A 492-nucleotide genomic window follows, 5' to 3' on the forward strand; every position below is an offset into this window, starting at 1 on the left:
GGTGTCGGTCGCCGCCTCCGCCGAGCGGACCGCCCGCCTGCTGCCCGACGGCGGACGCGTGTGCGTGGCCGCGGTCAACGGCCCCGGGGCCGTGGTCGTCGCCGGAGAGCCGCAGGAGCTGGCCGCCCTGCTCGAAGCCTGCGAGCGGGAAGGCGTACGGGCCCGGGCGATCCCGGTGGACTACGCGGCGCACTCGGCCCAGGTCGCCGAGATCGAGGACGAACTGCGCGAAGCCCTCGCCGGGATCCGCCCGCGGGCCTCGGCCGTCCCGCTCTACTCGACGGTGACCGGCGAACCGGTCGCCGGGGAATCGCTCGCCGCCGCCTACTGGTACCGCAACCTCCGCGAGCCGGTCGACTTCGTCGGCGCGACCCGCACCCTGGTGGATGCGGGCCACACCCTGTTCGTCGAGGTCGGCCCGCATCCGGTGCTGCTCGCCGGGATCGAGGCGGTGCTGGCCGACGACAGCATCGAGGTCCTGGACCTGTGCAC

Annotated in this window: 1 protein-coding gene; it reads left to right on the forward strand. The window is 75.0% G+C overall.

Going from position 1 to position 492, the window contains the following annotated elements; all coding sequences use genetic code 11:
• On the forward strand, positions 1-492 hold a 492-nt coding region (locus tag B9S61_RS07165), incomplete at both ends, for an acyltransferase domain-containing protein (protein ID WP_146064744.1).

It is taken from the genome of Streptomyces sp. SM1, assembly GCF_002910825.1.
Lineage (GTDB): Bacteria > Actinomycetota > Actinomycetes > Streptomycetales > Streptomycetaceae > Streptomyces > Streptomyces okerensis.